Source organism: Pseudoclavibacter sp. AY1H1 (genome assembly GCF_002931055.1).
Lineage (GTDB): Bacteria > Actinomycetota > Actinomycetes > Actinomycetales > Microbacteriaceae > Pseudoclavibacter.
On the sequence record NZ_PSXX01000002.1, the window covers coordinates 401,983 to 427,325 of the forward strand.

The 25,343-nt window shown below is 68.1% G+C and carries 29 protein-coding genes; 2 read left to right on the forward strand and 27 right to left on the reverse strand.

Going from position 1 to position 25,343, the window contains the following annotated elements; all coding sequences use genetic code 11:
- Positions 1-24: 24 nt before the first annotated feature.
- The gene (locus C5E05_RS06240; RefSeq protein ID WP_104299489.1) at positions 25-1,215 is read left to right on the forward strand and encodes a class I SAM-dependent methyltransferase; all 1,191 of its coding nucleotides are present in this window, start codon (positions 25-27) and stop codon (positions 1,213-1,215) included.
- Positions 1,216-1,245: 30 nt separating this feature from the next.
- Here the strand turns inward: C5E05_RS06240 and C5E05_RS06245 are convergent, their stop codons facing one another.
- From C5E05_RS06245 to glmS, 10 genes are all read right to left on the reverse strand, one after another.
- Entirely contained in the window at positions 1,246-1,977 is a 732-nt protein-coding gene (locus C5E05_RS06245) for a hypothetical protein (protein ID WP_104341431.1), read from the reverse strand.
- 101 nt (positions 1,978-2,078) lie between these two features.
- Positions 2,079-2,897: a DUF4190 domain-containing protein gene (locus C5E05_RS06250; RefSeq protein ID WP_104341432.1), complete on the reverse strand. Its 819-nt coding sequence runs from the start codon at positions 2,895-2,897 to the stop codon at positions 2,079-2,081.
- A 156-nt stretch (positions 2,898-3,053) separates the two neighbouring features.
- Positions 3,054-3,677, reverse strand: a complete 624-nt coding sequence (locus tag C5E05_RS20070; protein WP_104242614.1) for a DUF4190 domain-containing protein — start codon at positions 3,675-3,677, stop codon at positions 3,054-3,056.
- A 142-nt stretch (positions 3,678-3,819) separates the two neighbouring features.
- Positions 3,820-4,356, reverse strand: a complete 537-nt coding sequence (locus C5E05_RS06260; RefSeq protein WP_104299422.1) for a hypothetical protein — start codon at positions 4,354-4,356, stop codon at positions 3,820-3,822.
- Positions 4,353-5,933: a tRNA (adenosine(37)-N6)-threonylcarbamoyltransferase complex transferase subunit TsaD gene (tsaD, locus tag C5E05_RS06265; RefSeq protein ID WP_181059419.1), complete on the reverse strand. Its 1,581-nt coding sequence runs from the start codon at positions 5,931-5,933 to the stop codon at positions 4,353-4,355. The genes C5E05_RS06260 and tsaD overlap by 4 nt, the downstream gene beginning before the upstream one ends.
- Positions 5,933-6,541, reverse strand: a complete 609-nt coding sequence (gene tsaB, locus C5E05_RS06270) for a tRNA (adenosine(37)-N6)-threonylcarbamoyltransferase complex dimerization subunit type 1 TsaB (protein WP_104242618.1) — start codon at positions 6,539-6,541, stop codon at positions 5,933-5,935. The genes tsaD and tsaB overlap by 1 nt, the downstream gene beginning before the upstream one ends.
- Before the next feature lie 10 nt (positions 6,542-6,551).
- A complete protein-coding gene (gene tsaE, locus C5E05_RS06275) occupies positions 6,552-7,136 on the reverse strand; it encodes a tRNA (adenosine(37)-N6)-threonylcarbamoyltransferase complex ATPase subunit type 1 TsaE (protein ID WP_104242620.1) in 585 nt (194 codons plus the stop codon).
- Positions 7,120-9,015, reverse strand: coding sequence for an alanine racemase (locus C5E05_RS06280; RefSeq protein ID WP_104341433.1), 1,896 nt, complete (start codon positions 9,013-9,015; stop codon positions 7,120-7,122). Before C5E05_RS06280 ends, tsaE begins: the two co-directional genes overlap by 17 nt.
- Entirely contained in the window at positions 9,012-9,386 is a 375-nt protein-coding gene (locus C5E05_RS06285) for a holo-ACP synthase (protein ID WP_104242624.1), read from the reverse strand. The genes C5E05_RS06280 and C5E05_RS06285 overlap by 4 nt, the downstream gene beginning before the upstream one ends.
- A 6-nt stretch (positions 9,387-9,392) precedes the next feature.
- Positions 9,393-11,243 (reverse strand): glutamine--fructose-6-phosphate transaminase (isomerizing), encoded by a 1,851-nt coding sequence (glmS, locus tag C5E05_RS06290; RefSeq protein ID WP_104242626.1) that lies wholly within the window; start codon positions 11,241-11,243, stop codon positions 9,393-9,395.
- Positions 11,244-11,303: 60 nt separating this feature from the next.
- Here glmS and coaA point away from each other — a divergent pair, with 60 nt between their 5' ends.
- Positions 11,304-12,254, forward strand: a complete 951-nt coding sequence (gene coaA, locus C5E05_RS06295; RefSeq protein ID WP_104242628.1) for a type I pantothenate kinase — start codon at positions 11,304-11,306, stop codon at positions 12,252-12,254.
- 159 nt (positions 12,255-12,413) lie between these two features.
- On the opposite strand, the gene C5E05_RS06300 is transcribed toward coaA, so the two are convergent.
- The 17 genes from C5E05_RS06300 to C5E05_RS06375 all read right to left on the reverse strand — a co-directional run bounded on the left by C5E05_RS06300 (position 12,414) and on the right by C5E05_RS06375 (position 25,343).
- On the reverse strand, positions 12,414-13,553 hold the full coding sequence (locus tag C5E05_RS06300; protein WP_104341434.1) for a mannitol-1-phosphate 5-dehydrogenase: 1,140 nt from the start codon (positions 13,551-13,553) through the stop codon (positions 12,414-12,416).
- The gene (locus C5E05_RS20075; RefSeq protein ID WP_181059421.1) at positions 13,550-13,987 is read right to left on the reverse strand and encodes a PTS sugar transporter subunit IIA; all 438 of its coding nucleotides are present in this window, start codon (positions 13,985-13,987) and stop codon (positions 13,550-13,552) included. Before C5E05_RS20075 ends, C5E05_RS06300 begins: the two co-directional genes overlap by 4 nt.
- A 75-nt stretch (positions 13,988-14,062) precedes the next feature.
- Positions 14,063-15,610 carry a PTS mannitol transporter subunit IICB gene (locus tag C5E05_RS06305; RefSeq protein WP_181059423.1) on the reverse strand — a complete coding sequence of 516 codons (1,548 nt, stop codon included), beginning with the start codon at positions 15,608-15,610 and terminating at the stop codon, positions 14,063-14,065.
- A 106-nt stretch (positions 15,611-15,716) separates the two neighbouring features.
- Positions 15,717-15,974, reverse strand: coding sequence for an HPr family phosphocarrier protein (locus tag C5E05_RS06310; protein WP_104242633.1), 258 nt, complete (start codon positions 15,972-15,974; stop codon positions 15,717-15,719).
- Between the two features lie 293 nt (positions 15,975-16,267).
- Entirely contained in the window at positions 16,268-17,632 is a 1,365-nt protein-coding gene (gene glmM, locus C5E05_RS06315) for a phosphoglucosamine mutase (protein ID WP_104242635.1), read from the reverse strand.
- A gap of 15 nt (positions 17,633-17,647) precedes the next feature.
- Entirely contained in the window at positions 17,648-18,133 is a 486-nt protein-coding gene (gene rpsI / locus C5E05_RS06320) for a 30S ribosomal protein S9 (RefSeq protein WP_104242637.1), read from the reverse strand.
- A gap of 26 nt (positions 18,134-18,159) precedes the next feature.
- Positions 18,160-18,603 (reverse strand): 50S ribosomal protein L13, encoded by a 444-nt coding sequence (gene rplM / locus C5E05_RS06325; RefSeq protein WP_104242639.1) that lies wholly within the window; start codon positions 18,601-18,603, stop codon positions 18,160-18,162.
- Positions 18,604-18,796: 193 nt separating this feature from the next.
- Complete coding sequence (locus C5E05_RS06330; RefSeq protein WP_104242641.1) at positions 18,797-19,126, reverse strand: hypothetical protein; 330 nt, start codon at positions 19,124-19,126, stop codon at positions 18,797-18,799.
- Positions 19,127-19,161: 35 nt separating this feature from the next.
- Positions 19,162-20,085 carry a tRNA pseudouridine(38-40) synthase TruA gene (locus C5E05_RS06335; RefSeq protein WP_104341435.1) on the reverse strand — a complete coding sequence of 308 codons (924 nt, stop codon included), beginning with the start codon at positions 20,083-20,085 and terminating at the stop codon, positions 19,162-19,164.
- A gap of 98 nt (positions 20,086-20,183) precedes the next feature.
- A complete protein-coding gene (gene rplQ, locus C5E05_RS06340) occupies positions 20,184-20,747 on the reverse strand; it encodes a 50S ribosomal protein L17 (protein ID WP_104242645.1) in 564 nt (187 codons plus the stop codon).
- Between the two features lie 45 nt (positions 20,748-20,792).
- A complete protein-coding gene (locus C5E05_RS06345) occupies positions 20,793-21,788 on the reverse strand; it encodes a DNA-directed RNA polymerase subunit alpha (protein ID WP_104242647.1) in 996 nt (331 codons plus the stop codon).
- Positions 21,789-21,937: 149 nt separating this feature from the next.
- Positions 21,938-22,336, reverse strand: a complete 399-nt coding sequence (rpsK, locus tag C5E05_RS06350; RefSeq protein ID WP_068479244.1) for a 30S ribosomal protein S11 — start codon at positions 22,334-22,336, stop codon at positions 21,938-21,940.
- A gap of 42 nt (positions 22,337-22,378) precedes the next feature.
- On the reverse strand, positions 22,379-22,753 hold the full coding sequence (gene rpsM / locus C5E05_RS06355; protein ID WP_068479246.1) for a 30S ribosomal protein S13: 375 nt from the start codon (positions 22,751-22,753) through the stop codon (positions 22,379-22,381).
- 191 nt (positions 22,754-22,944) lie between these two features.
- Positions 22,945-23,058: a 50S ribosomal protein L36 gene (gene rpmJ / locus C5E05_RS06360; RefSeq protein WP_008361054.1), complete on the reverse strand. Its 114-nt coding sequence runs from the start codon at positions 23,056-23,058 to the stop codon at positions 22,945-22,947.
- A 69-nt stretch (positions 23,059-23,127) separates the two neighbouring features.
- Positions 23,128-23,349: a translation initiation factor IF-1 gene (infA, locus tag C5E05_RS06365; RefSeq protein WP_066056559.1), complete on the reverse strand. Its 222-nt coding sequence runs from the start codon at positions 23,347-23,349 to the stop codon at positions 23,128-23,130.
- A 150-nt stretch (positions 23,350-23,499) separates the two neighbouring features.
- Positions 23,500-24,339: a type I methionyl aminopeptidase gene (map, locus tag C5E05_RS06370; protein ID WP_104341436.1), complete on the reverse strand. Its 840-nt coding sequence runs from the start codon at positions 24,337-24,339 to the stop codon at positions 23,500-23,502.
- Between the two features lie 44 nt (positions 24,340-24,383).
- Complete coding sequence (locus C5E05_RS06375; protein WP_146081056.1) at positions 24,384-25,343, reverse strand: hypothetical protein; 960 nt, start codon at positions 25,341-25,343, stop codon at positions 24,384-24,386.

A 25,343-nucleotide genomic window follows, 5' to 3' on the forward strand; every position in this document is an offset into this window, starting at 1 on the left:
GCGTACGCCGGTAGCGTAGTGCTGGTGCAACGCGACGAACTCCTGGCCCTCCTCACACCGGAGGCGATGACCCTGCTCGACGACGCGCCGCCCGTCGAGTCGGCGGGAGACGCGCTCGCCCTCGTGACGAGGCTGCGCGCGGCAGGAGGGTCCGCGGACGTGGTCGCCGCCGTCGTCACGCAGGCGAAGCTCCGGCGGCGAGCATCCGCCAAGTTCGGCCCGTTCGCCGAGCGGATGCTCTTCACCGACGCTGGCCTGCAGCAGGCGACGCGTCTGCAAGTCGCGGCGCACCACGCGAACCGGTTCAGGCAGGCCGGCGCCGTGAGCGTGGCCGACCTCGGCTGCGGGATCGGCGCGGACTCCATGGCTTTCGCATCGCTCGGGCTCGAGGTCACCGCGTTCGACGTCGACGAGGTCACGGCTGCTATCGCGGCCCACAATCTGGCCCCGTTTCCGAACGCGCAGGTCAGGCACGACCGCGCCGAGGAGGTGGACCTGGATGCCTTCGATGCGCTCTGGTTCGATCCGGCCCGCAGGACCACAAACGGCGGGAGCACGGCACGCCACTTCGATCCGGCGGATTGGAGCCCATCCCTCGACTTCGTCTTCGCCGCAGGCCGCGAGCGCCCGACGGGTATCAAGCTGGGACCGGGGATCGACCACGCGTACCTCCCGGAGGACGCGGAGACGCAGTGGGTGTCCTCCAACGGCGACCTCGTCGAGGCGACGGTGTGGATGCACGGCACGGCGAGGGCGGGCATCCGCCGCTCGGCCCTCGTGATCAGCAGGCATGGCACCGCCGAGCTGACGACCGGCGAGGACGTCCGGGACGCGGACGTCGCTGCGCTGGGTGCCGTGCTCTACGAGCCGGACGCGGCGATCATCCGCGCTCGCCTCATCGGCGACCTCGCACGGTCGCTCGAAGCGTCGATGATCTCAGAGAGCATCGCGTGGATGACCGCCGAGCACTTCACGCCGACGCCGTTCGCGAGCGCGTTCTCGGTCCGAGAGGTGCTGCCCCTGCATGCATCGTCGCTCAAGGGCGAGCTGCGGAAGCGAGGCATCGGCGTGCTCGAGATCAAGAAACGGGGGGTCGACATCGACCCTGCGGAGTTCAGGCGGAAGCTCTCGCTCAAGGGAGACGCGTCCGCGGTGCTCATCCTCACGAGGATCGGCGACAAGCGCGTCGCCATCCTCGCCGATCGGCTCAGCTGAGGCCAGCCGAGCCGTCGGCGCGTCTCGTGCCTAGACGACCAGCACCACGACCAGCGTCACGATGGCGAGCAGGACCGCGAGGCCACCCGCCACGAGGCCCACGACGGCAAGGGTGCGTCCGAGGCCCTTCGGGGCGCGAAGCCCGGCGATTCCGAGCCCGACGGCGCCGAGACCGAGCACCAGGGCCACGATGTACGCCCACCCGGGAAGCAGGAGGAGGAGCAGCGAGAGCGCGCCGAGCGCCACGCCGATGATCCCGAGCACCGGCGCAGGAGCCTTCGGCTGCTGGCCGTATCCCTGCACGCCGAACTGCTGGCCGGGCTGCTGCCCGAACTGTCCCTGCTGCGGAGCACCGTGCTGCGGCTGCCCGTACTGCCCCTGCTGCGGGGCGCCGTACTGGGGCTGCCCGAACTGATCCTGTTGCGGGGCACCGTACTGCGGCTGCCCGTACTGGTGCTGCTGCGGCTGGCCATAGCCCTGCTGCGCCGGAGCCTGCTGCTGACCGGACGGCTGCTGAGCGCCATAGCCAGAGTACCCAGGCTGCTGCTGGCCGTAACCGCCGTCAGCCTGGCCATACCCGGGCTGCTGCTGGCCGTACTGCTGATCGTTCTGCTGCCCGTACTGCGGCTGAGACTGCCCGTACGACCCCTGGCCGTACTGGCCCTGGCCGGGCTGCTGCGCGCCGAAAGGGGGCTGGCCGGTCTGCGACTGGCCGTTCTGGTGGGGCTGCTGCGGGTACTGGGGGCCGTTCGGGTCAGACATGGTGTCCTTCTCAGTCGTCGACAAGGCTGCAGGTGCTGAACAAGCTTAGAGTGCGGGCGGATGCATCCACCCGCACTCCTGCCAGTTCTTGCAGCGGGTGGTCAGTATCCGTAGGACGACATGTCGCCGATGAACATGGCGGCGACGACGATGCCGATGATCGCCACGATCACCGACAGCACGATGGCTGCGATCGAGACCCAGAGGCCCCAGACGCGCAGCGGGCCGGCCTGCGGCTCCCGCGACTTGGCCATGATGGCGCAGACCAGACCTGCGATACCGAGGGGAAGCCCGAGGAACGCCGTGACGAAGGTGAGCAGGATACCCGCACCGCCGAGGGAAAGCGCGACGATGCTGAGCGTGCGCTTGGGAGCAGCGGACTGCGCCGGGTAACCGGGCGTCGCGTATCCCTGCGGCGCCCCATAGCCCTGCGGCTGCCCCTGCGACTGCGGAGCGCCATATGCCGGAGCTGCGCCGGCGGGAGCCTGGCTCGCGGATGGAGCCTGACCGTAGGGAGCTGCGCCCGGTGCCGCGGCTGGCTCGCTCGGCGGCGTGTAGCTCACCGAACCGGATGCTGCGGGCGGCGTGGAGCCGCTGCCGGATGACGAGGGAGCCGAGTAGTCGGTGCCGGATGCCGAAGGCGCCGAATAGTCGGAGCCAGAGCCAGGCGCGGCCGGCGGCGTGTACCCGCTGCCCGACGCTGAGGGTGCGGAGGAGTCGGAGTACGGCGCGGCCGGGGTCGAAGCGTCGGTGCCCGAGACGGAGGGCGGCGTGTAGTCGGTGCCGGTGGCTGCCGGGGCGGAGTAGTCGACCGACTCAGCAGGCGGCGTGTAGGCGGCCGGTGCCTCGTACTGGGGAGGTGTGCTGTCGTCCTCCGGGAGCCGTGGCTTGTCACCTGGGGTTGCGTTGCTGTCGCTCATTGCGGAGCTCCTTCCGGTTCAGCCGATTTCGCGGCGGTTGAGGCTGGTGTTCACGTGCGTGGAGCAAGCGGCGACGCCTTCAGTGGCGCACGCCCATGTCCTAGGTTCCCAGGGTTTGACTGGGAACCGTCACACAAGGTTCAGGAAAGACCACGCTCAGTAAGAGCTGAGGCCTCCGAGCAGTCCGATTCCCCCGAAGAAGAGGAGGGCGAGGACAAGCAGGAGCAGGAGCCCGAAGACCGAGATGAAGCCGAGCACGATGGCGGTGATGGCGAGCGCCCGTCCGCGCGGCTCGCGACGCAGCGCGATGAAGCCGCACACGATGCCAGCGATCCCGACCATCCACCAGACGAACTGGAGGATGGGGATCAGCGAGACGAAGAACGACCCTCCGCTCAGACACAGGGCCACGACGCTCAAGGTCAGCGTCCCGGCACCGGCCGGTCGAGGTGCCGTGTACGGCGCCTGGACGTAGGGCGTCACCGGATAGGCGAGGTGCTGCGAGGGGGCCGCCTGCGCCGCGTTGCCGCCAGGGCCCCAGCTGTCGCTCGGCGCGGTGTGGCCGTAGCCGGCGTCCTGGCCGTAGCCCGAATCCTGGCCGTAGCCGAAACCCTGCCCGTAGCCCGGATCCTGCCGGTAGCCCGAGTCGTGCCCGGAGCCGTTCCCGTTGCCGGCCCCGGGGGTGTCGCCTCGCGCTTCCCACGGCTCGCCGACGGGCTGCGCGGCGACGTTCGGGGCCGGTATCCGCTCGACGGGGCCATCTGGTGTCGACCAGGTCATGTCCGCTCCTTTCGAGAGGTGATGAGATGCTCCAACGTTACGGCGACCTGCTCAACGGCACGTCATCCCCATGGCCTCGGCCTCGTCATCCCGCAGGATGACTTCCAACCTCGCGGGGCACGGCGGTTGCTGGAGCGCGGACTCAGGCGACGACGAAGGCGAAGCCAATACAGCCCGCGACCGCCGCCACAGCGAGCACGAGCGCGAGCACCCAACCGCGGTGGCGCCGCCCCAGCACCGCGAGCAGGAGTGCGACCGCGCCCAGACTCGCCCCGAGGTACAGGGGCCAGAGCGGCGAGGGGGTCACGGATGCGGAGAGGGCGAGCGCCAGGGCTGCCGCGGCAAGCGAGAGCAGCACGGAGACGATGACCGCGAGGCGACTGAGCCCGAGCGCAGGAGGCGCCGGTGCCGTCGCGGCGCGAGCGGACGCAGGAGCCATCGCGGTCTCCTGCACGTGCGCGACGGCCGGGTCGATGTCCCGGTCGTTCTCCGGACTCCGGCGCTCCTCGGACCGGGGCGCAGAGCTCTCCACGGCCGGAGCCGACTTCTCCTCACCCCGCGAGCGCGGGGTGAGAGCCGAGTAGGCGGCGTTGCTGGTGTCATCGACCGGGGTGCGGTCGATCGGGGGAAGCTCCACGGGCTTGCGCGGCGGCAGCTTCGGCTGATCGGGTGCTGTCATCGGTGCTCCCCCAGAGCTGGTCTCTCCTGCGGCGCAGGCTGCGTGGCCACCGGAAGCGTCGAGTCCGCCGCGAAGTCGAGCGGGGACGGAGGCTTGCCGGCAGCGACGAGCATCGCGCCGACGGCTGCGATCATCGCCCCGTTGTCGGTGCAGAGCCGAAGCGGGGGGATGCGCAACTCGATGCCGGCGGCAGCGCACCGCTCCTCCGCGAGCTCACGCACGCGCGCGTTCGCGGCCACTCCCCCGCCGAGCACGAGGCGGGGGACGCCGAGGGCAGTGCAGGCCGCCACCGCCTTCGCCGTCAGCACGTCGGCGACGGCCTCGCGGAAGCTCGCCGCGACATCGGCAACCGGTACCGGCTCCCCCGCGTCCTCCTTCGCCTCGACCCAGCGGGCGACGGCGGTCTTGAGCCCCGAGAAGGAGAAGTCGTAGCGGTGCCGCTCGAGGTCCTTCGGCTTCGTGAGCCCGCGCGGGAACCGGATCGCCTTCGGATCCCCTCCGGCAGCGGCCTTGTCGATCTCGGGTCCACCCGGGTAGGGCAGGCGCAGCAGTCGCGCCACCTTGTCGAACGCCTCTCCAGCCGCATCGTCGATCGTCTCGCCGAGCTGCTCCACGTCGTCGACGAGGTCGCGAACGTGCAGGAGGGACGTGTGCCCGCCCGAGACGAGCAGCGCCACCGCTGGCAGCTCAAGCTGACCCACGTCGTCGCGCAGGACGTCAGCGGCGACGTGACCCACGAGATGGTTCACGGTGTAGAGCGGGATGCCGGTGGCGACGTGCAGGGCCTTCGCCGCAGCCGTTCCGACCATGAGCGCACCAGCGAGGCCAGGGCCCTGGGTGACGGCGATCGCGTCGAGGTCCTCGAGCGAGACTCCGGCCGTCTCGAGCGCCGCCGAGATGGTCGGCACGATCGCGTCGGCGTGGGCACGTGCGGCGATCTCGGGAACGACGCCACCGAAGATGGCGTGCTCGTCCATCGAGGAGGCGACCTCGTTGGCGAGCAGCACCCGACCGCGGACGATGCCGACCCCCGTCTCGTCACACGACGATTCGATGCCGAGCACAAGCGGCTCTCTGCGAGCACCGGCCGCGACACGAGCCTCGGCGGACACCCGCACGCTCGGCAGCTGTCCGCGCATCACGATCGCATCCACGCCCTCTCTCGGGTAGTACTTGGGTCGGCGCCCGATCTCCTCGAAGCCGAGCCGCGAATAGAGGGCACGAGCCGCATCGCCGTTCTCGCGCACCTCGAGGAACACCTGCTTCGCGCCTCGCCCTTCGGCCCACGCGAAGAGCTCGGCCAGCATCCGGGTGGCCCATCCGCCGCGCCGCAGCCGCTCATCGACGGCGATGGTCTGCAGATCAGCCTCACCACCACCCTGGAGAGCCATGACGCCAGCAGCCGCCAGGATCTCGCCGCTCGCGGCGTCCTCGACGACCACATATCGCGTGTGCTCGCTCTTGACCTCGCCAGCGAGCATCGAGGGCGACCACGGGTCGAGCGGGAAGGCGGCCTCGTCGAGACGCACCATCGAGGGGATGTCCTCGTGCGAGGCATCGCGCAGCACGGCGCGCATCAGCCGGTCACCCGCTTCGGGCCGTTCGACGGCACCGCGTCGGCACCCCGCAGGTACAGAATCGTATTGGCCTCGGCTTCGAGCCCCTGGACCTCGCGGTCGAGCCAGGCGAGCGCGAGGTGAGCGGCCGAGATGGTCCTCGTGTCGAAACGGTGGTCGGCAGCGGGGACGGCATCGGGCCGGTGCAGCTCTGAGCTGCTCGCAACGAGCAGCCCCTGCTCGTACCGCGAGCAGGCGAGCTCCCCCCGGCGGGCATCCGTCGTGACCAGCAGATCGCCGCCAGCCTCCGGATGCTCCGCGCGCCACTCGTGGGCCGCGGCATCATGGCTGGGCATCGGGATGAAACGCGCGGCGCGTGCGAACGCGAACGTGCGCGCGGCGGCCACGCCGACACGCAGCCCCGTGAAGGGGCCCGGACCCATTCCACCGACGACCTGCGTGACGTGCTGCGGAGAGAGCCCGGCGTCTGCGAGCACCTCCGCGATCGCCACGCCGACCACCTCAGCATGGTGTCGGGTGTCGGCGGTGCGCCGTTCTGCGAGCACCCGGCCGTGCGGGGTGACGATCGCGACATCCGTGCCCGCTGACGTATCGATCGCTAAGAGCATGCGAGTGATTCTACGCGGGGGCTGCGCCGAACTCGGTCCGCAGCGCGTCCACGAGAGCGGCGGCTACCGGGCGATCCCACGTGCCCGCGACCGTGAGCGTGACGCGGCGCGGGTCCAACGGCTCTTCGTCGCTCCAGTCGACACCACCGGGCCCCTCGACGACCCCGGGCTCGAGCGGCGGGGATGCCGCGGAACGGTCGATCGTGATCTCCAGCCAGCGGTCGGTGATCAGCGGAACCGCTTCGCGCCCCCACTCGACGACGGTGACGCTGGCTGCCAGATCGAGACCGAGATCATCGAGCTCGGCCGGATCGCCGAGACGGTACGCATCCACGTGGATGAGCTCGGGCCCCGCTCCGAGGGAAGGATGCGTGCGCGCCAGCACGAACGTCGGACTCGTGACCGGACCCCGCACGTCGAGCGCACTCCCGAGACCCCGCGCGAACGTCGTCTTGCCCGCACCCAACGGCCCCGTCAGCACGAGCACATCGCCCGCGAGCAGGAGCCCGCCGATGAGCTCTCCCGCGCGGACCATGTCCTCCGCGGTCGCGAGCTCCACCGTGATGCTCGGAGTCAGGTCAGTGCCCACACCCATCCGCCCTTTCCTCATCGCGTCGTTCCCGACGCACGACGCGCGGCCCGAGCGCAGCCACGAACGCCTGCGGTGACACTGCTGACCAGGATGCCCACTCCTGCAGGTGGATATCGCCCGGTTCGGGCCCGAACACCGAGACCGGCATGCCGATCCACGCCTCCTGGTCCTGCAGGTCGATGACCACCTGATCCATGGCGACCCGGCCGACGATCGGCCGACGCTGGCCGCCGACGACAACCTCACCCCGCCCCGCGACCCTGCGCGGGATGGCGTCGGCGTAGCCGAGGGGCACGAGCCCGAGCGTCGTCGATTCCTCAGCCACCCAGTCGTAGCCGTAGGAGACGCCGTGGCCGGCCGTCACCCGTTTCACGTGCACGAGCTCCGTCGTGAGCGCGACGGGAAGCGGCGCGCTCGGCTCGTCGAAGCCGTAGATTCCACGGCTGCCAGGATCCCTGGTCCGCTCGTGGTCGACGAGCGTGCTCGGCCGTGCCGCCTGCCCGACGTGCGCGAGGTCCGCATTCGCCGCGACGAGCGGCAGCAGGCCGTGCTCGAGTGCCAGACCGGCGACGAGAGCACCACCGAGTCCGTACGCGTCGGCGGAGACGTCGACGCTGAAGAGCCTGGCCGCGTGCCGCGCACCCATGCCGTTCCCCAGCGCCGCCGCGAGGTCGCGTGCCCGTTCGCCCATGCGGGCCTGCAGCAGGTCCACGTCGACCCAGAGCTCGCGGCGGGGCGCGAGCGCGAGCGCCGCCGACTCGTCCGGGGCGACCGCAGCCGCCCGGTGAGGCTCGACGGGAGAGCTCGCGCCCGAGGAGCGGCGCGGGATGCGGGAGCTCAGCCGAGTGACGACCTCGTAGTTGATGGTCCCGGCGGCCGAGGCCCAGGCGTCCGCACTCGCCGAGCGTGCGGCGTCGATGACCAGCAGCCGAGGCGGCTCGTCGCTGCGGTCCAGGCGTGCGGACGCCGACACGGTTCCCTCGAGCGGTTCGACTCGCAGCTCGAGGGTGTCGAGGGCGACGACATTCCAGCGAGCACCGGTGTCGTCCGCGAGCTCCAGCGAGCCAGGCTCGATCGGCGGCAGACCCGCAGCGTGCCCGAGGTCGACCCTGAAGCCGCGCTGATCCTCGAAGATCGGGGCGCTCAGCGACAGGGCGGGCCTCAACTCGACCGGGCAATCCGTGTCGGCGGAGAACGGCGAGAGGCCGTACAGGGAGACTCCGAGGCGCACGAGATCGAAGCGCGCCTCCGGCAGCGACATCGAACCGGCCGTCGCGGCGAGGTGACGCACCGACGGGGTCAGTCCACGCCGAGCCGCGAGCTCGAGCGCACGCTCGAACGAAGCCAGCTGCGCACGATCGGCGTCAGGACCCGCACCAGCCAGATGGCTGAACAATCCCTCGAGGCGGATGAGCCCACGCCCCTCGAGCTCCGCCGCCTTCGTGAACGCCGACTCCCACTCCGCCGGGCTGATCCCATTGCGCCCGAGGCCCGTGTCGAGCTTGAGGTGCAGGACCACGCAGCGCTCGGAGTGCTCGAGACGACCCAGTCCGATATCGACGAGCTCGAGCTGCGCGAGCGAGGAGATGCCGAGCTCGATCTCCGCATCCAGCGCGGCGAGCCAGTCGGTGCGAGCCCCGTGCATCCACGCGAGGATCGGCGCGGTGATGCCCGCCTCCCGGAGCGCGAGGGCCTCCCGGAGGTCGACGACGCCGAGGCGCACGGCACCTCCCTCGAGCGCGGCACGAGCCACCTCGGGCGCCCCGTGTCCGTACGCATTCGCCTTCACGACCGCGAGGAGCGGCGTGCGCGTGAGATCCGCGATCGCCCGGACGTTCGACCGGACCGCGTCGAGCTCGACATCGACGCGAGCGCCGCTCACGAGCCTGCCCCAGCCGTTGCCGCACGCTCGGCGATCACAAACGCCGTCGCGGTCGTGCGCTCGTGTGTCAGCGAGAGGTGCAGGTGATCGACCCCCACCAGCTCGAGGTGCGCCCGCAGCGCGGGCGTCACGGCGAACTCCGGGCGACCAGCTGGCCCGCTCTCGACCTCGAAGTCGAGGAAGCTGAGCGAGCCGATGCCGCCGAGCGCCTTCACCGCGGCCTCCCGAGCGGCGAACCGAGCGCCGAGCGACGCCAGCGACCTGTCGCGCTCCGCCGGCGCGAAGAGACGCTCGCGGAGGCGCGGGGCACGCTGCAGAGCCCGCGCGAACCGCGCGAGCTCCACCGTGTCGACACCGATACCGACGATCACGCTCAGCTACTCGACGGTGACGGACTTCGCCAGGTTGCGAGGCTGATCCACGTCGAGCCCCTTCGCCGTGGCGAGCTCGATCGCGAAGATCTGGAGCGGCACGACCGCGAGCAGCGGCTCGAAGAAGGGCTCCGTCGGCGGAACCGCGATGACCTCGTCCGCATACGGCAGCACGGCCGCGTCGCCGACCTCGCAGATCGCGAGCACACGGGCGCCGCGCGCGCGGATCTCCTGGATGTTCGACACGATCTTCGGGTGCAGCGTGTCGTCGTGGCGAGGGCTCGGCACGATCACGAACACCGGCTGGCCGGGCTCGATGAGCGCGATCGGGCCGTGCTTGAGCTCGCCGGCGGCGAAGCCCTCCGCATGGATGTACGCGATCTCCTTGAGCTTGAGCGCACCCTCGAGCGCGATCGGGTAGCCCACGTTGCGACCCAGGTACAGCACAGAGCGGGTGTCCGCCATCCAGTTCGCGAGCTCGTGGATGCGCTCCCGGACGCCGAGGACCGTGCGGACCTTCTCCGGGATCGTCTGGAACTCGGTCAGGAGCTCCTCGCGCCGCTCAGCCGCCATGGTGCCGCGCATCGTCGCCGTGTAGATGCCAAGCAGGTAGAGGGCCGTGATCTGGGCGAGGAACGCCTTCGTCGACGCGACAGCGACCTCCGGCCCGGCGTGCGTGTAGACGACCGCATCGGACTCGCGCGGGATGGTCGCTCCCTGCGTGTTGCAGATGGAGAGGGTCTTCGCGCCGCGAGACATCGCGTAGCGGACCGCCATGAGCGTGTCCATCGTCTCGCCGGACTGGCTCATCGACACGATCAGCGTGCGGGAGTCGAGCACCGGGTCGCGGTAGCGGAACTCGTGCGCGAGCTCGACCTGGACGGGCACGCGTGCCCACTTCTCCATGGCGTACGCACCGACCTGGGCCGAGTAGGCGGCAGTGCCGCACGCGACGATGATGATGCGGTGGATGTCGTTGAAGAAGTCCTCCCCGAGCGCGTCGAGGTCGGGAAGGTGCACGCGACCCTCGACGATCCGGCCGCGAAGCGTGTTCGCCACGGCCTCGGGATCCTCGTCGATCTCCTTGGCCATGAAGCTCGGCCAGCCGCCCTTCTCGGCAGCTGACGCGTCCCACGAGACCTCGAAGGCCTCTGCGGTAGCGGGCTCTCCGTCGAACGTCGTGATGGTCACGGAGTCAGGGCGCACGAGCACGATCTGCTCCTGGCCGACGGCCAGCGCGCGGGGCGTGTACTCGACGAACGCGGCCACGTCCGAGCCGAGGAAGTTCTCTCCGTCGCCGAGACCGATGACAAGCGGCGAGTTCAGACGCGCACCGACGATCAGGCCCGGTTCATCGGCGTGCACTGCGAGGAGCGTGAAGGCTCCATCGAGACGGCGGACCACTGCGCGGAACGCCTGCTCGAGGCTCCCCACCTCGCGGTAGACGTGGCCGATCATGACGGCCGCGACCTCGGTGTCGGTCTCCGACTCGAAGGTGTAGCCGAGCTCCACGAGCTCGGTCTTCAGCTCGGCGAAGTTCTCGATGATGCCGTTGTGGATGACGGCGAGCTTGCCGTCATCTGCGAGGTGCGGATGCGCATTCGCGTCCGTCGGACCGCCATGCGTCGCCCACCTGGTGTGGCCGATGCCCGTGTGACCGTCCGGCAGCGCGTTGCGCTCCAGGTCTTCGCGCAGCACCTTCAGCTTGCCCGCACGCTTGCGGGTCTCGATCCGTCCCTCGTCGTCGATGACCGCGACACCTGCGGAGTCGTACCCCCGGTACTCGAGTCTTGCGAGGCCGCCCATCAGGATGTCAAGGCTCTCTCGTGGACCAACGTAACCAACAATTCCGCACATACGGGCCATCTTAGGGGCACCGCTCTTGCGGGGTCGGACACCGCACTAGACTCGCCTTCTATGTCCGCAACTGGTCAGATTCCGCGCAGCGGAGGAGACTCGCCCTTCGTCGAGATCCTCCGCCAGGACTGGGCCGACCTCGCACCGTCGACGCCGATGGCGCTCGACGAATCGGACCTCATCAGGCTGCGCGGACTCGGCGACCACCTCGACCTCGACGAGGTGCGCGACGTGTACGTGCCGCTCTCCCGCCTCATCAACCTGTACGTCTCGAACGCTCGCTCGCTGCACCGTGCGACGAGCGGCTTCCTCGGCGAGCGCAGCGCCTCCACCCCCTTCGTCATCGGCGTCGCCGGCTCGGTCGCCGTCGGCAAGTCGACCGTGTCGAGGCTGCTTCGCGAGCTCCTCCGACGATGGGAGGACACACCCCGGGTCGAGCTCGTCACCACGGACGGCTTCCTCTACCCGAACGCCGAGCTCGAGCGACGCGGGCTCATGGAGCGCAAGGGCTTCCCCGAGTCGTACGACCAGCGTGCACTCCTGCGATTCATCACGAAGGTCAAGAGCGGCGCGGCGGAGGCTCGAGCGCCGTTCTACTCGCACCTGAGCTACGACATCGTGCCGGATGCTGAGATCGTCGTCAACCGCCCGGACGTCCTCATCGTCGAGGGCCTCAACGTGCTCCAGCCGCCCCGCGCTCACTCGCTGGCGGTGAGCGACATGTTCGACTTCTCCATCTACGTCGACGCCCGATCAGAGGACATCGCGCGCTGGTACGAGCAGCGCTTCCTTTCGCTGCAGCGAGGGGCGTTCACCAACCCGCGCTCGTACTTCCGTCGCTTCGCCGATCTGAGCACGGACGAGGCCATCGAGCACGCCCGCAGCATCTGGTCGCGCATCAACGGCCCGAACCTGCGCGAGAACGTCATGCCGACTCGGTCACGGGCTCAGCTCGTGCTGCGGAAGTCGAGCGACCACACGGTCCGCAGCGTCCTGCTCCGCAAGGTCTGAGCGGCCGGGGGCCCGTGCACCCCTCCCCCGCCACAGCTGGCGCCGCGCCGTGCTCTCAGCTGCCACCCGTCAGTCCCGGCAATGCCGAGAAAACCTGAAGAAGCCTCTCCCGGGTGAACCCGGGAGAGGCTTCGTCACGACAGGCGAGCTGTCAGAGCATCACGCTGCCACGCGTTCGGCCTGCGCCTGCGCGACCTCGGCGACGACCGCCGCGAAGAGCGCGCCGCCCTCGAGGCCGGTGACCTCCCGCGTGAACGTCTCCGCGTCGAGCGTCGAGAGCTTCTGCTGCAGCTCGACGCTCTCCTGATCGGCCGGGAAGTCGAAGCGGAGGGCCGCACCGATCGCTCGCACGAGCGCGTCGTACGGGAGTCCCGCGGCCTCGGCCTCCGAAGCGGGCCGCACGAAGCGCTCCTTCGCGGAGAGCTTGCGCAACGGCTGACGGCCCACGCGCGCGGGCTGGTCCGGCAGGTCGCGGTTGGCGAAGCGCGAGAGCGTCGTGGCGACGTACTCGGCGTGGTCCTCTTCCGAGAACCCGAACTGCGACACGAGCACGCGACTCGTCTCACCGAGCACGGCCTCGACCTCGGACGCGACCGCCGAGATGGCGAGCGCGTCCTGCATGTTCGTCGCGCCCGCCACGAAGCCGTGGTACGCGATCGTCGCGTGGCCCGTGTTCACCGTGAAGAGCTTGCGCTCGATGAACGGCTTCAGGTCGTCCACGAAGTGGGCATCCGGGATGCTCGGCTCGGCACCGTTGAACGGTGTCCGGTCGATCGTCCACTCGAAGAAGTCCTCGACGGTGACGTCGACGCCCTCGACCGCCTGCTCTGGGACGATACGGTCGACTGCCGTGTTGGCGAAGACCGCGCGGGCGTCGAGCTCCTCGGCACCCTCGAGGACAAGCCCCTTGAGCGTGTCGGAGGCACCGATCGCGTTCTCGCAGGCCATGACAGCCAGCTTCGGCGCGTCAGCTGCGCGGGCCGCGAGGCCCTTGCGGATGACGGGCGCGATGAAGCGGAGCACGTTCGGACCGACAGCGCAGGTGACGACGTCGGCAGTGGCGATCTCCTGCACGACCTCGTCCTCGTGCGTCGCCGAGTTGATCGCCCTGAAGCGATCGACGACGTGGCTCTTGGCTGCCGGCCCGACCTCGTGCACCGTGTAGGTGTCGACGGCCTGGAGCGCGCCGATGAGGTCGGCGTTGACGTCGGCGTAGACGAGGTTGTACCCGGCTTCATGCAGGACGAGCCCGATGAAGCCGCGACCGATGTTGCCCGCGCCGATGTGGACTGCCTTCATTCCTCGTTCACGTCCCCGAGGAGCTGAGCCAGCTCTTCCGGCGTCTCCGCCTTGAGGAGCGCCTCGACGTTGTCCTCGTCGCTGAACACGATCGCGACGCTCGAGAGGATCTCGAGGTGGCCCCCGTCCTTGCCTGCGATGCCGATGACGAAGCGGGTCTCGTTTCCGCCCCAGTCGATGGGCTCGTCGTACCGGACGACGGAGAGCGCGGAGCCGAGGATCGAGTCCTTGGCCTCGTTTGTGCCGTGCGGAATGGCGAGGTAGTTGCCCATGAACGTCGAGACGCTCTGCTCGCGGTCGTGCATCGCCTGGATGTAGTCCTGCGTCACGGCGCCAGCCGCGACGAGCAGCTCGCCCGCTTCCGTGATGGCTTCTTCTCGCGTGCGCGCGGTTCCGCCGAGGCGGATGCTGTCGAGGCTCAGTACTTCTGCCATTTTCTGCGTTCCTTCCGATAGGAGGCCCCGAGCTGGATGATCCAGCTCGGGGCCTGGGTCAGTCGAAGGTGCGACTCACTGGTTGGAGAGCCGTTCCACGACCTCGTCATACCTGGGGCTGTTCATGAAGTTTTCCACGGACACGTGGATGGCGTCTGGAGACTTCTGCTTCGCGCGGTCGGTGAGGTCCTGGTGGGTGACGATCAGGTCGGGGGTCGCGTCGAGGTTCGCGATCGAGACGTTCTTCACGTTGACCCCCTCGATTCCTGCCTTCTTGATCTTGTTGCGGAGGACGGACGCTCCCATCGCGCTCGACCCCATACCGGCATCGCAGGCGAAGACGACGTTGGTGATGACCCTCGTGTCGACGGAGCTGCCAGCGGCCTGCGAGGAGAGACCCGACAGCGCGTCGGACTTCTTCCCCTTGTTGGCCTCGGTCTTGGCGACAGCATCGGCGAAGCCGTTGCCACCCGCGGCCTCTGCGGCGAGATCCTTCTTGCGTGAGCTGAGCAGGATCGCCGCGGCGATCGCGAACGTGACCGCCGCCGAGAACAGGACCGACAGGATGACACCGAGGTGGCTGCCCTGGGCGGTCATGATCATGATCGCGAAGATCGAGCCGGGAGATGCCGGAGCGACGAGGCCCGAGTCGAAGATGACGTTGGTGAGCACACCCGTCGCGCCACCACCGATGACGGCGAGGATCAGAGCGGGCTTGGCGAGCACGTACGGGAAGTAGATCTCGTGGATGCCGCCGAGGAACTGGATGACGACTGCGCCGGGCGCGCTCGCGCGAGCGACGCCGACGCCGAAGAAGCAGAACGCGAGGAGCAGACCGAGGCCGGGGCCCGGGTTCGCCTCGAGGAGGAACAGGATGCTCTTCCCGGCTTCCTCCGACTGCGCGACACCGAGAGGCGTGAGCACTCCCTGGTTGATCGCGTTGTTGAGGAAGAGGATCTTCGCGGGCTCGATGAGGATGCTCGCGAGGGGCAGGAGCCCTGCGTTGACCAGCGCGTCGACGCCCTCACCGAGACGTTCCGTGAGCCACGTGATGACCGGGGCGATCGCGAAGAACCCGCCGAGGGCGAGCAGCATCGCGAGGATGCCTGCCGAGAAGTTGTTGACGAGCATCTCGAAGCCGGCACGGATCTTGCCGTCCCAGATGCTGTCGACCTTCTTCATGATCCACGCTGCAAGCGGACCCATGATCATGGCGCCGATGAACATCGGGATGCCCGCGCCCACGATGACGCCCATGGTCGCGATGGCACCGACGACGCCACCACGCGTGTCGTAGACCATCTTGCCGCCCTGGTAGGCGATGAGGAGAGGCAGGAGGTACGTGATCATCGGGCTCACGAGCCCCATGAACGTCGTTCCATCCGGGGTCTCGTCGGTGATGGTCGCGGGGTCGATCGCCCAGCCACCGAGGGTGCCCCAGAGCTGGCCGTTGGCGGGGAACAGCTCGTTCAGCCAGCCGGTCTCGATGAAGAGGCTGGTGATGAGGCCCCAGGCGATGAACGCCGGGATATTCGGCATGACCATGCCGGAGAGGAACGCACCGAACTTCTGGACGCCGACGCGGGCACCCTTGCGTTCAGTCGTTGTGGCTTCTGCAGTCATTATTGCTCCAAGCAATCCCCATGCGCGGGGATAGGAGGGGTGGGGTCAGTGCGACCGTTCCCGGATTTCAAGAATTGGCCGAACGGCCATGAGCGCGCGCGGCGGCTCAAGCGTCGTGATTGGTCTCCAGGAGAGTCACGAGCTGGTCGGCGACAGCTTCGTCGCCGTCGACGGAGAGGGTGATCTCGTCACCCTTGGACACGCCAAGCGAGAGCACGCCGAGGATGCTGGCCGCGTTGACGCTCTTGTCGCCCTTGGCGATCGTCACCGGGACGCCGGCTTCGGTGGCAGCCTGCACGAAGATCGCGGCGGGACGTGCGTGAAGTCCGTGCTCCGAGGCGACGGTGATCTTGCGTTCGATCATGGAGAGCTCCTTAGGTGTGGCGGGATTTCCGCGTGTTGAGCTTATCTACGCGAGAAGCCCCAGATGCGAGATTGTCACCAAAACTTTGCCTCGGCGCTTGTTTCTTTCTCACACTCGGGTGGTAACCCTGACCGAGAGGCTCTCTGAGGTTCGCCGCTTCGAAGCTGGCAGGGCAAGAGGTGTCCCGCAGAACGAGAAAGAGGTCCCGCTCCACCAGATGACGGTGGAGCGGGACCTCGTTCTGAGACTCGGTCCGAGCGGCATGAGATCAGAGACCTCGCGGAGCGCTGACCTTAGAGGGCCAACCGCTCGCGGACGACTGCGGCGAGGGCCTCCGCGTGACGCTGTGCGGTCTCCTGCTCCCCCGCCTCGATCATGACGCGCACGAGCGGCTCCGTTCCGGATGGCCGGAGCAGGACGCGTCCGGTCTCACCGAGTTCGAGGGCGACCTGGGCGACGGCAGCCTGGAGCGGCTCGTCGCTCGCGCAATCCTCCTTGCGCACGCCGGGCACATTGATGAGCACCTGCGGGTAGACGCGCATGACGGACGCGAGCTCGGCGAGCGTCTTGCCGGTTCGCCGCATCTCGGCCGCGATGTGCAGACCGGTGAGGATGCCGTCTCCCGTCGTGGCGTAGTCGGTGAGGATGACGTGTCCGGACTGCTCCCCGCCGAGGGCGAGCCCTCGCTCGTTGAGCTCCTCGAGGACGTAGCGGTCACCGACCTTGGTCTCGATCATGCGGATGCCGGCTTCGCGCATCGCGATCTTGAGGCCGAGGTTCGACATGACGGTGGCGACGAGGGTGTCCTCGCGCAGCGCGCCGCGCCGACGCATGGAGACGGCCAGGATGGCCATGATCTGATCGCCGTCGACGACCTTGCCGTCGGCGTCGATGGCAAGACACCTGTCTGCGTCTCCGTCGTGGGCGATGCCCAGGTCCGCCCCGAGCTCCGTGACCGTGCGAGCGAGTTCGCCGAGGTGCGTCGATCCGACACCCTCATTGATGTTGAGTCCGTTCGGCGCGTTGCCGATGACCGTGACTTGAGCGCCCGCGTCGGTGAAGACCTCGGGCGAGACGCCGGCAGCAGCACCATGCGCGCAGTCGAGGACCACGTGGAGTCCACGCAGCGGCGAGGTGCCGTCTTCGCGGAGCGGCAGGCTGCGGAGCAGGTGCAGGGCATAGCGGTCTTCGGCATCGGCGAAACGCTCGATGCTTCCGACCCCAGCTCCCGTCGGGGTCAGCTTCTCCCCGCCGAGGAGCGCCTCGATCTGGTTCTCGAGGTCGTCGGCGAGCTTGCGACCGCCGCGAGCGAAGAACTTGATGCCGTTGTCGGGCGCAGGATTGTGGGACGCCGAGATCATGACGCCGAAGTCGGCCCCGATCTCGGCGGTGAGAAACGCCGCGGCCGGCGTCGGGATGACTCCCGCGTCGAGCACGTCGACACCAGAGGAGGCGAGTCCCGCCGCCACGGCAGCAGAGATGAACTCACCTGAAACCCGCGGATCGCGGGCTAAAACAGCACGAGGCCGCCGCCCGTGCTCGCGAGCTGATGTCGCGAGCACGATGGCAGCGGCCTGGGCGAGGCTGAGGGCGAGCTCGACCGTGAGGTGGTCGTTCGCAAGCCCACGAACCCCGTCCGTTCCGAAAAGCCTAGGCATTCGAAATGTCTGGACTTAGCGCTTCGAGTACTGAGGCGCCTTACGGGCCTTCTTGAGTCCAGCCTTCTTGCGCTCCTTGACGCGAGCGTCGCGTGACAGGAAGCCAGCCTTCTTGAGCTCGGGGCGGTTGTTCTCGCGGTCGATCTCGTTGAGAGCGCGTGCGATGCCGAGGCGGAGCGCGCCGGCCTGACCGGAAGGTCCGCCACCCGAGATGCGTGCGATGACGTCGTATGCGCCACCCAGGCTCAGGATCGTGAACGGGTCGTTGATCAGCTGCTGGTGCAGCTTGTTCGGGAAGTAGTCGGCGATGTCACGGTCGTTGACCGTGATGGTGCCGGTTCCCGGGATGAGGCGCACGCGGGCGATTGCCTGCTTGCGACGGCCGACGGCTGCACCGGGAACGGTGAGCGCCGGACGAGGAGCCTGGACGGCCGCCTCTGCCTCGGGGGTTTCGGTCGAGTAGCTCTGCGGCTGCTCGATGGACTCTGCGATGGTTGCCACTGTGTTCTCTTTCCTAGCTCGGGCCGCTACTGGGCAACCTGGTCGAAGACGTACGGCTTCGGCTGCTGGGCTGCGTGCGGGTGCTCTGCACCTGCGTAGACCTTGAGCTTCTTGAGCTGGTTGCGTCCGAGCGTGTTCTTGGGGAGCATGCCGCGGATCGCCTTCTCGACGGCGCGCGTCGGGTGCTTCTCGAGCATCTCCGTGTAGGAGGTCGCCGTCAGTCCACCCGGGTAGCCCGAGTGGCGGTAGGCGAGCTTCTTCTGGAGCTTGGAGCCCGTCAGCGCGACCTTCTCTGCGTTGATGACGACGACGAAGTCGCCCATGTCAACGTGCTGAGCGTAGGTTGCCTTGTGCTTGCCGCGGAGCAGAGCTGCCGCGTGGGTTGCGAGCCGGCCGAGAACGACATCAGTCGCGTCGATGACCACCCAGTCATGGGTGATGTCACCGCCCTTTGGTGTGTACGTGCGCATGGATGTGCACCTTTCGTCGAAATGAGGAGGTCGTGAATCCCACTCGGTCGTGATGGTTGCGGTTGAGCCTCCGGGAAGGGTTCTCCCGGGGAGGCCTCACCACGAACGTCACCGTCGAGGGCTCAACTTCGAAGCCGACACCGGAGTGCAGACAACTTGAGTAGCTTACGTCAGTGGTCGCCTGGGCGCAATCTCAAACCGACGGAGCGGCGAGGCGTCGCGCTCGAACCGTCCTGAACCGGGCGGCCGCACCGAAGACGCCGACCATGAGCATTGTCCCAACTCCCCCAGCGATGAGCGACGCGGAGAAGAAGAAGGAGCCGAGGAAGACGTCGGGGTCGGTCGGGTCCAGTGCCGGCATCAGGATGCTGAGCAGCGCGTACGCCAGAACGAGGACTGCAACCCCGAGAGCCGACCAAGCCGCAGGCACGATGGCTCGGGGCCACAGCCTGCCGACCACGCTCAGCACGGCGAAGACGGCGACAGGCAGGGCCAGCGCCGCGTAGCTGATGAGGTCGACCATGACCCCAGTCTGGACCCTCGGAGGATTCCTGGGAATCAGTCGAGAGATGTAGATCGGTCAGCGATGCCCGCAGGCGAGGTGAGTGGCTCCACCAGACGGAGGGCGGGCCGCTGCGCCCGCGTCACGGCCTGGCGCTCACGGAGATGAGCGTCCGCCGGGTAGCCCACTCCCGTGAGCGTGAGCCCCTTCGCCGCCAGGACGGGGAAGGCGCTGCTTCGCTCCGTCGCCTGGAGCAGCGAAGGCACGTCCGAGAGCCGGATGCGCCCGGCACCGACCTCAGCGCACATGCCGACGAGGGACCTGACCATGGAGTGGCAGAAGGCATCCGCTTCGAGCTTCGCGACCACGACGCCCTGCTCGTCGCGGACCCAGTCGAAGCGCTGCAGGGTCCGGATCGTCGTGGAGTTCGGGCGCGGTCGGCAGAAGCCGGCGAAGTCGTGGAGGCCGATGAGCTTGTCTGCGGCCACCTGCATGAGGCCCGCGTCGAGCTCTCGCGGGACGACGGCCGTGCGGTGCCGCTCGATGGGGTTCGGAGGCGTTCGGCGATCTGCGATGCGGAACTCGTAACTCCGGGAGATCGCCGAGAACCGAGCGTCGAACCCCTCCGGCGCAGGCGCCACCGCCGCGAGGACGACGTCGCTGTCACGACCGAGGACCCCGTTCACCCGACGGAGCAGGATGTCGGACACCTCGTCGCTGGACCGACGTCGGACGTTCTCGACCCCGAGGTCGTCGAGGTCGAGGTGCGCGACCTGCGCCGTCGCGTGGACCCCAGCGTCGGTTCGGCCCGCGACCGTGAGCAGCGGACCATCGGGAAGCTCTCGTGCGACGAGCCTGATGGCGTCCTCGAGGGCGCCCTGCACCGTTCGCAGTTCCGGCTGCGCCGCCCACCCGCTGAACGCGGACCCGTCGTAGGCGATGTCCAGACGGAACCGTGTGCTGCCTCGTCCGTGCCCCATGCGCCCATCCTCCCTCACCCGAGCCGGTTTATCGACGACACGACGGAGCCCCCGAGCAATCGCGATGATTGCTCGGGGGCTTCGACGATCAGCTTCGACTACTTGGCGTCGTCGGCCTTCGCGTCAGCGTCCGACTCAGCGGCGTCTGCAGCCTCGGAAGGCTGCGTTCCGCCGTCGGACGTGGGCTCGGAAGCCTCCGTGTCGCCTGCGGCTGCGTCGACCTCGTCGGTCGCGGGCTCGTCGACCTCAGGCTCTGCAGGTGCGGCGGCCGGAGCCGTCTTCACTGCGGATGCCTTCGGCGTGACGGGCTCGAGGACGAGCTCGATGACTGCCATGGGGGCGTTGTCGCCCTTGCGGTAGCCGGTCTTGATGATGCGGGTGTACCCGCCTTCGCGACCTTCCATCTGCGGCGCGATCTCCGTGAAGAGCTCGTGCACGACGGTCTTGTCGGTGACAATCTGCAGCACGCGACGGCGAGCGTGGATGTCTCCGCGCTTCGCGAAGGTGATCAGGCGCTCAGCGAGCGGACGGAGGCGCTTGGCCTTCGTCTCGGTCGTCTGGATGCGCTTGTGCGTGTACAGCTGCGCCGCGAGCGTAGCGAGCATGAGGCGCTCGTGTGCGGGGCCGCCTCCGAGGCGAGGACCCTTGTTGGGCTTAGGCATTCGTCATTCTCTTTCGTGTGAAGTCGGTCTGGCGGGCAGGTCTGTTTAGACGTACTCGCCGGTGTCGTCGCCGGCACCGTAGAAGTGAGCACCCTCGAACCCGGGAACCGAGTCCTTGAGCGAGAGGCCGAGCTCGGTGAGCTTGTCGCGCACCTCGTCGACCGACTTCTGACCGAAGTTGCGGATGTTCATGAGCTGCGTCTCGCTGAGAGCGACGAGCTCGGAAACCGTGTTGATGCCCTCGCGCTTGAGGCAGTTGTACGAGCGCACGGAGAGGTCGAGATCTTCGATCGGCATCGAGAGCTCGTTGGTGAGGACGGCGTCGACCGGCGCTGGGCCGATCTCGATGCCCTCTGCCTGCTCGTTCAGCTCGCGAGCGAGGCTGAAGAGCTCGACGAGCGTGCGACCGGCAGATGCGATCGCGTCGCGCGGCGAGATGGCCGGCTTCGTCTCCACGTCGACGACGAGGTTGTCGAAGTCGGTGCGCTCACCGGCACGGGTCGCGTCGACGCGGTAGGTGACCTTGAGGACCGGCGAGTAGATCGAGTCGATCGGGACCTGACCGGCCTCGGAGAACTCGTTGCGGTTCTGGGTCGCCGAGACGTAGCCGCGGCCGCGCTCGATCGTCAGCTCGAGCTCGAACTTGGCGTCGTCGTTGAGCGTCGCGATGACGAGCTCCGGGTTGTGCACCTCGACACCGGCAGGTGCTGAGATGTCAGCCGCCGTCACTTCGCCCGCCCCGGTCTTGCGGAGGTAGGCCGTGATCGGCTCATCGTGCTCGCTGGAGACGACCAGCTGCTTGATGTTGAGGATGATCTCGGTGACGTCTTCCTTCACACCAGGGATGGTGGTGAACTTGTGGAGGACACCGTCGAGACGGATGCTCGTGACTGCTGCTCCGGGGATGGAGGACAGCAGGGTGCGACGCAGTGAGTTGCCGAGGGTGTAGCCGAAGCCGGGCTCGAGTGGTCCGATCGTGAACTTCGAGCGGTTCTCGGAGAGGCTTTCCTCGGTGAGCGTTGGACGCTGTGCGATAAGCACTATGGGTTCCTTTCGGCAAAGTGTCCGCTATATGACACTTGGCGATTCAGCCGACGCACGTCGTCGACCGGGTGTGGAGTTCGAGCGGGGACGCCGAACATCCGCCACGAGGCCCTCCCTCGCGGGAGAGCCTCGCGGCGGACGGGAGGCTAGACGCGGCGACGCTTCGGAGGGCGGCAGCCGTTGTGTGCCTGAGGGGTGACGTCGTTGATCGAGCCGACCTCGAGGCCTGCGGCCTGAAGCGAGCGGATCGCGGTCTCGCGACCGGAGCCCGGTCCCTTGACGAAGACGTCGACCTTCTTCATGCCGTGCTCCTGCGCCTGGCGAGCTGCGGCCTCGGCTGCGAGCTGCGCGGCGAAGGGCGTCGACTTGCGCGAGCCCTTGAAGCCGACTCCACCGGAGGAAGCCCAGCTGATGACAGCGCCGGACGGGTCGGTGATCGACACGATCGTGTTGTTGAAGGTCGACTTGATGTGAGCCTGGCCCACTGCGACGTTCTTCTTGTCCTTCTTGCGCGGCTTACGAGCGGCGCTCTTTGGGGTAGCCATTTTTCTCTCCTACGAAATCTGCGGGCGCTGTCGCGGCGGCGACTAGCGTGCCTTCTTCTTGCCGGCGACCGTGCGCTTCGGGCCCTTGCGGGTACGAGCGTTCGTCTTCGTGCGCTGACCGCGCACGGGAAGGCCGCGGCGGTGGCGGAGACCCTCGTAGCTGCCGATCTCGACCTTGCGGCGGATGTCAGCTGCGACCTCACGGCGGAGGTCACCTTCTACCTTGAAGTTGCCTTCGATGTAGTCGCGGAGCTGAACCAGCTGCTCGTCGTCGAGGTTCTTGACGCGGATGTTGCCGTCGATGCCGGTGTCCTCGAGTGCCTTGAGGGCGCTCGTGCGGCCGACGCCGTAGATGTAGGTGAGTGCGATCTCAACGCGCTTTTCGCGTGGGAGATCGACGCCTGCGAGACGTGCCATGGGATTTCTCCTGTGGGTTGAGGTGTGATGCACCGGATGGGCCCCGGCCTCGGTCCGAAGGTGTCCCCGCCTGGGCTGAGCCCGGCGGTTCTTACTGGTGCTGTTTCGTATTCAGTTGTGACGTCGGGCGCGTGTGCACCCATGGGACGTCTCGCGCGCCTGAACTGGCCGGCGAGGTGAGTCCCGAGCGATTAGCCCTGGCGCTGCTTGTGGCGCGGGTTCTCGCAGATGACCATGACGCGACCGTGGCGGCGGATAACCTTGCACTTGTCGCAGATCTTCTTGACGCTGGGGTTGACCTTCATTGAAGTTCCTTCTGTGATCGCTGGCCTCGTGCTGGGCAGACGTCTGCCCAGCCGTTCCTTACAGCGTGCCTACTTGTAGCGGTAGACGATGCGGCCGCGGGTCAAGTCGTACGGGCTCAACTCCACGATCACGCGGTCCTCGGGAAGGATGCGGATGTAGTGCTGACGCATCTTGCCCGAGATGTGAGCAAGAACCTTGTGTCCGTTCGAGAGTTCTACGCGGAACATTGCGTTTGGCAATGCCTCGACAACCGAACCCTCGATCTCGATGACGCCGTCTTTCTTGGCCATAGCCTCACTGTCGTTTGCTATTGAATGCACGCTGGTCGTGCGGATGGACGGTGACGACGCGCGCGAAAACGCAACGCAAAAGACACCAAGCGTCAACTCTAGGTGGTCTCCCCGTGGAGTGCAAGTGCGGGGATGCACCGCCGATGGAGGTCAGGCTCCTGCGCCGGCCGGCAGGGTGGGGACGACTCCGAACGGCTCGAGACCCGCCGCTCCCCCGTCATGGGCGGTGGAGACCCAGATGCCGTCGGCGTGCACCAGGATCGTGTGCTCCCAATGGACCCCGAGCGAGCCGTCCGCTGAGCGAACGGTCCAGTCGTCGTCATCGATGACGACGTCAGGGCCCCCGAGCGTGATCATGGGCTCGATGCAGATGGCCAGGCCAGGCTTGACCACCGGCCCGCGCCCGAAGACGCGGATGTTGTGCACGGTCGGTTCCTCGTGCATGCTGCGGCCGATGCCGTGCCCCGCGAAGTCCTCGAGGATGCCGTAGTCACCGGACTGTTCGATGGACTCCTCGACGGCAGCTCCGACCTCGGCGAGGTGCCGAGCGGTCGCCAGCTTCGCGATGCCCGCCCAGAGCGAGCGCTCGCAGGCCTCGCTGAGACGCGACCCGTCAGCCACCGCGTTCGTGTCCGCCGCTTCGCCGGGGACGACGAACGTTCGGGCCGAGTCGCCGTTCCAGCCCTCGAACATGGCCCCGGCGTCGATGGAGACGAGCTGGCCCGCCGTGAGCGGCTTGTCGTCCGGGATACCGTGGACAACCGCGTCGTCGACGGAGGCGCAGATCGTGTGTCGGTACCCCGGAACCAACGCGAAGTTCGGCACTGCGCCCCTCTCGCGGACGACGCGCTCGGCGATGCCGTCGAGCTCCAGCGTCGTCACCCCCGGACGGATCGCCTCGGCGACGGCATCGAGGGCGAGGGCCGTGATCCGGCCGGCTGGCACCATCGCCACGAGCTCGGCGGGTGTCTTGTAGATGCTCTTGCGCATCAGGAGAGTCTACGCGCCCGGCTCCTTCTCGCCGCCGAGGGCGCTCACTCGAGGGCGCGACAGGCTCCCGAGAGGCTGAGCACGTAGACCCCATCGGTGTCGTAATAGAGAATCGCGAAGCGCACGTTCGAGGCGGACTCGGACTCCCCGATGATCTCGCTCATCGTGCCCCGCACGACCAGCGGATGCTCAGCCCACAACGCGCGAACCGCCTCACCATCGAAGGCAGTCCCATCGGTCTGGAAGTACGAGGTCACGTTGACGGCGACGCCCGCTTCATCACCAGCACCGCAAGTGGTTGCCGTGACGAGCAGCGGCTCGGTACCCGCGGAGTCCCGCACGTACTCGGCCGTCGGGACCAACGCCATGGTGCTTTCCGCGAGCGCGAGAACTCCCTGCCGTTGCTCCGGCGTCACCCGCGTCAGCGCGTAGGCCGCGTCACCCTCCGCCGTGTCCGCGATCAATGCCCCGTCACCGCCATCCTCGTCGGCGCTGCCCGCATACTCCTCGTCGGCTCCGGACGGCCAGGTCGTCCCGAGCGCCGACATTTGAGGTCCGAGAAGGGCCGCAGCAGAGGCCGTGATGAACAGGCACGCGACGAGCAGCGTCGCCATGGCAGCGACGCGCGCAACCGCGCGTGCGGTGACCAGCGTGCCGGACAGGAGCTGCGCATCCTGGCTCCGCAGCTTGACGGCAAGATGCTTCGCGAGGCTCGACAGCACAGCAGGGACGGCAGCGGCGGCAACGAGAACGCCGAGCGCACCGAGCATCGTGAGGAAGGACTGCGGTTCGGGAACGGGGAACCAACCGACCCACGATGGCAACCGCGCGACACCGAGCGGCTGCGGCATGGCCCCCGGTGAGAGGAGCACGAGCCAGATGGCGGCGAACAGCGGAATGCAGAGCGTCAACAGCGCGAGCACGATGACGGTCTTCGCAATCTGCACGTCCCCGGAGGAATGCCGACTGCGTGCATCCGTACGATCGTCGAGTTTCGGATTCAT

Bases quoted from the DNA above. Each gene is read 5' to 3' on its own strand.
- C5E05_RS06245 (WP_104341431.1), bottom strand. From the start codon at position 1,977: ATGTCTGACCCGAACGGCCCCCAGTACCCGCAGCAGCCCCACCAGAAC.
- C5E05_RS06250 (WP_104341432.1), bottom strand. From the start codon at position 2,897: ATGAGCGACAGCAACGCAACCCCAGGTGACAAGCCACGGCTCCCGGAG.
- C5E05_RS20070 (WP_104242614.1), bottom strand. From the start codon at position 3,677: ATGACCTGGTCGACACCAGATGGCCCCGTCGAGCGGATACCGGCCCCG.
- C5E05_RS06260 (WP_104299422.1), bottom strand. From the start codon at position 4,356: ATGACAGCACCCGATCAGCCGAAGCTGCCGCCGCGCAAGCCCGTGGAG.
- tsaD (WP_181059419.1), bottom strand. From the start codon at position 5,933: ATGCGCGCCGTGCTGCGCGATGCCTCGCACGAGGACATCCCCTCGATG.
- tsaB (WP_104242618.1), bottom strand. From the start codon at position 6,541: ATGCTCTTAGCGATCGATACGTCAGCGGGCACGGATGTCGCGATCGTC.
- tsaE (WP_104242620.1), bottom strand. From the start codon at position 7,136: ATGGGTGTGGGCACTGACCTGACTCCGAGCATCACGGTGGAGCTCGCG.
- glmS (WP_104242626.1), bottom strand. From the start codon at position 11,243: ATGTGCGGAATTGTTGGTTACGTTGGTCCACGAGAGAGCCTTGACATC.
- coaA (WP_104242628.1), top strand. From the start codon at position 11,304: ATGTCCGCAACTGGTCAGATTCCGCGCAGCGGAGGAGACTCGCCCTTC.
- C5E05_RS06300 (WP_104341434.1), bottom strand. From the start codon at position 13,553: ATGAAGGCAGTCCACATCGGCGCGGGCAACATCGGTCGCGGCTTCATC.
- C5E05_RS20075 (WP_181059421.1), bottom strand. From the start codon at position 13,987: ATGGCAGAAGTACTGAGCCTCGACAGCATCCGCCTCGGCGGAACCGCG.
- C5E05_RS06305 (WP_181059423.1), bottom strand. From the start codon at position 15,610: ATGACTGCAGAAGCCACAACGACTGAACGCAAGGGTGCCCGCGTCGGC.
- C5E05_RS06310 (WP_104242633.1), bottom strand. From the start codon at position 15,974: ATGATCGAACGCAAGATCACCGTCGCCTCGGAGCACGGACTTCACGCA.
- glmM (WP_104242635.1), bottom strand. From the start codon at position 17,632: ATGCCTAGGCTTTTCGGAACGGACGGGGTTCGTGGGCTTGCGAACGAC.
- rplM (WP_104242639.1), bottom strand. From the start codon at position 18,603: ATGCGCACGTACACACCAAAGGGCGGTGACATCACCCATGACTGGGTG.
- C5E05_RS06330 (WP_104242641.1), bottom strand. From the start codon at position 19,126: ATGGTCGACCTCATCAGCTACGCGGCGCTGGCCCTGCCTGTCGCCGTC.
- C5E05_RS06335 (WP_104341435.1), bottom strand. From the start codon at position 20,085: ATGGGGCACGGACGAGGCAGCACACGGTTCCGTCTGGACATCGCCTAC.
- rplQ (WP_104242645.1), bottom strand. From the start codon at position 20,747: ATGCCTAAGCCCAACAAGGGTCCTCGCCTCGGAGGCGGCCCCGCACAC.
- rpsK (WP_068479244.1), bottom strand. From the start codon at position 22,336: ATGGCTACCCCAAAGAGCGCCGCTCGTAAGCCGCGCAAGAAGGACAAG.
- rpsM (WP_068479246.1), bottom strand. From the start codon at position 22,753: ATGGCACGTCTCGCAGGCGTCGATCTCCCACGCGAAAAGCGCGTTGAG.
- rpmJ (WP_008361054.1), bottom strand. From the start codon at position 23,058: ATGAAGGTCAACCCCAGCGTCAAGAAGATCTGCGACAAGTGCAAGGTT.
- infA (WP_066056559.1), bottom strand. From the start codon at position 23,349: ATGGCCAAGAAAGACGGCGTCATCGAGATCGAGGGTTCGGTTGTCGAG.
- map (WP_104341436.1), bottom strand. From the start codon at position 24,339: ATGCGCAAGAGCATCTACAAGACACCCGCCGAGCTCGTGGCGATGGTG.
- C5E05_RS06375 (WP_146081056.1), bottom strand. From the start codon at position 25,343: ATGAATCCGAAACTCGACGATCGTACGGATGCACGCAGTCGGCATTCC.